Annotated in this window: 2 rRNA genes; both read right to left on the bottom strand. The window is 52.8% G+C overall.

Features of this window, described 5'->3' with window-relative positions:
• Positions 1–35: 35 nt before the first annotated feature.
• Positions 36–151, bottom strand: a 5S ribosomal RNA gene (gene rrf, locus AAAH10_RS16530).
• Positions 152–234: 83 nt separating this feature from the next.
• Positions 235–2,979 (bottom strand): 23S ribosomal RNA (locus AAAH10_RS16525).
• Between the last annotated feature and the right edge of the window lie 107 nt (positions 2,980–3,086).

The raw sequence follows: 3,086 nt of genomic DNA, 5'->3' as shown, positions 1-3,086 counted from the left end.
GGCCCTTTTTTGTTGTGTGTTCCTGTGATTGAAAGACCTGGCGACGACCGACTCTCCCACGCCTTAAGACGCAGTACCATGGGCGCTGAAGGATTTCACGGCCGAGTTCGGGATGGGATCGGGTGTTGGGGCCTTCGCTAGAGCCACCAGGTCATTCAATCACAGGGGTATGAATAAGGTTTTGTTGAGTTACTGTCTGCAGCCCATTGACTTATCGCTGCGGTATCAGGGGTTAAGATCAAGCCGATCGAGTGATTAGTACAGGTTAGCTTCACGTGTTACCACGCTTCCACACCCTGCCTATCGACGTGGTGGTCTTCCACGGCTCTCGAGCGAGACCTCGTTTTGAAGTTGGTTTCCCGCTTAGATGCTTTCAGCGGTTATCCATTCCGTACTTAGCTACCCGGCGGTGCAGCTGGCGCTACAACCGGTACACCAGAGGTACGTCCATCCCGGTCCTCTCGTACTAGGGACAGATCTTCTCAAGTCTCGAACACCCACGGCAGATAGGGACCGAACTGTCTCACGACGTTCTAAACCCAGCTCACGTACCACTTTAATCGGCGAACAGCCGAACCCTTGGGACCTGCTCCAGCCCCAGGATGTGATGAGCCGACATCGAGGTGCCAAACCTCCCCGTCGATGTGGACTCTTGGGGGAGATCAGCCTGTTATCCCCGGCGTACCTTTTATCCGTTGAGCGATGGCCCTTCCATACGGGACCACCGGATCACTATGACCGACTTTCGTCTCTGCTCGACTTGTCAGTCTCGCAGTCAGGCAGGCTTATGCCATTGCACTCAACATCCGATTTCCGACCGGATTGAGCCTACCATCGCGCGCCTCCGTTACTCTTTGGGAGGCGACCGCCCCAGTCAAACTACCCACCAGACAGGGTCCCGGATCCGGATAACGGACCGCGGTTAGATATCAAGACATTCAAGGGTGGTATTTCAAGGATGGCTCCACTCCGACTGGCGCCGAAGCTTCAAAGCCTCCCACCTATCCTACACATGAATGCCCTAATACCACTGTCAAGCTGTAGTAAAGGTGCACGGGGTCTTTCCGTCTGACCGCGGGAACCCCGCATCTTCACGGGGAATTCAATTTCGCTGAGTCTACGTTGGAGACAGCGGGGAAGTCGTTACGCCATTCGTGCAGGTCGGAACTTACCCGACAAGGAATTTCGCTACCTTAGGACCGTTATAGTTACGGCCGCCGTTTACCGGGGCTTCAATTCGACGCTCTCACATCTCCTTTTAACCTTCCGGCACCGGGCAGGCGTCAGACCCTATACGTCGTCTTGCGACTTCGCAGAGCCCTATGTTTTTAGTAAACAGTCGCTACCCCCTGGTCTGTGCCCCCTGAAACCGGTTGCCCGATAACAGGGCCTGCTTATCCCGAAGTTACGCAGGTATTTTGCCGAGTTCCTTCAACGTAGTTCTCTCAAGCGCCTTGGTATACTCTACCTGTCCACCTGTGTTGGTTTCGGGTACGGTTCTTTGAGGAAGCTATTTCCTGGAACAGTTTCACTGCATGTCCAATCCGATAAGGACATACAATTTACACCATCCGTCACTATCCTCGAGTACAGGAATATTAACCTGTTTCCCATCGACTACGACTGTCGTCCTCGCCTTAGGGGCCGACTAACCCTGCGTGGATTAACCTTGCGCAGGAACCCTTGGACTTTCGGCGAGAGTGTTTCTCACACTCTTTATCGCTACTCATGTCAGCATTCGCACTTCTGATACCTCCAGGACCCCTCACGGGTATCCCTTCGCAGACTTACAGAACGCTCCGCTACCGCTTGTTCAAAAGAACAAACCCATATCTTCGGCGTACGGCTTGAGCCCCGGTACATTTTCGGCGCAGGACGGCTTATCTAGACCAGTGAGCTATTACGCTTTCTTTAAATGATGGCTGCTTCTAAGCCAACATCCTGGTTGTCTTGGCCTTCCCACATCCTTTCCCACTTAGCCGTAACTTGGGGGCCTTAGATGATGGTCTGGGTTGTTTCCCTCTCCACACCGGACGTTAGCACCCGATGTGTGTCTGCCGTGCTCTACTCCTGGGTATTCGGAGTTTGGTTCGAGTTGGTAAGGCTCGCGCCCCCCGTCCCGATCCAGTGCTCTACCCCCCAGGGTAATACACGACGCTCTACCTAAATAGATTTCGCGGAGAACCAGCTATCTCCGAGTTTGATTGGCCTTTCACCCCTATCCACAAGTCATCCAGTAACTTTTCAACGTTATCTGGTTCGGTCCTCCAGTGCATGTTACTGCACCTTCAACCTGCCCATGGATAGATCACCCGGTTTCGGGTCTAATCCCACGAACTCAGACGCCCTATTAAGACTCGCTTTCGCTGCGCCTACACCTAACGGCTTAAGCTTGCTCGTGAAATTAACTCGCTGACCCATTATACAAAAGGTACGCAGTCACACCTCAAGGGTGCTCCTACAGTTTGTAAGCATTCGGTTTCAGGTTCTCTTTCACTCCCCTCGTCGGGGTGCTTTTCACCTTTCCCTCACGGTACTCGTTCACTATCGGTCATCAAGGAGTATTTAGGCTTGGAGGATGGTCCCCCCATATTCAGACAGGATTTCACGTGTCCCGCCCTACTCAAGGACAAAAACAAGCTCTACCCGTACGGGGCTATCACCCGCTATGGCCCGACTTTCCAGACGGTTCCGGTTCTCTTGTTCTTGCCACTGGCCTGATCCGCGTTCGCTCGCCACTACTGACGGAATCTCGGTTGATGTCTTTTCCTCTGGCTACTTAGATGTTTCAGTTCACCAGGTTTGCTCCACACAGCTATCTATTCACTGTGCAGTGACCCTACAGGGCCGGGTTTCCCCATTCGGAAATCTGCGGATCAAAGATTGCTCTCGTCTCCCCGCAGCTTATCGCAGAGTGCCACGTCCTTCATCGCCTCTTGATGCCAAGGCATCCACCAAATGCTCTTAAAGCGCTTGATCTTAACTGAATAATTCCCTGATACACGCAGAGATAAATCAACGTGCAGCAGTCATTAACTCAAGACCAAATATTCATACCTATTCACACTGTCAAACAACGCTGAGCC

Source organism: Carbonatibacter coralli (genome assembly GCF_039592655.1).
GTDB classification, from domain to species: Bacteria; Pseudomonadota; Alphaproteobacteria; order Kiloniellales; family Kiloniellaceae; genus Carbonatibacter; species Carbonatibacter coralli.
This window is presented reverse-complemented; position numbering and strand designations above follow the sequence as displayed.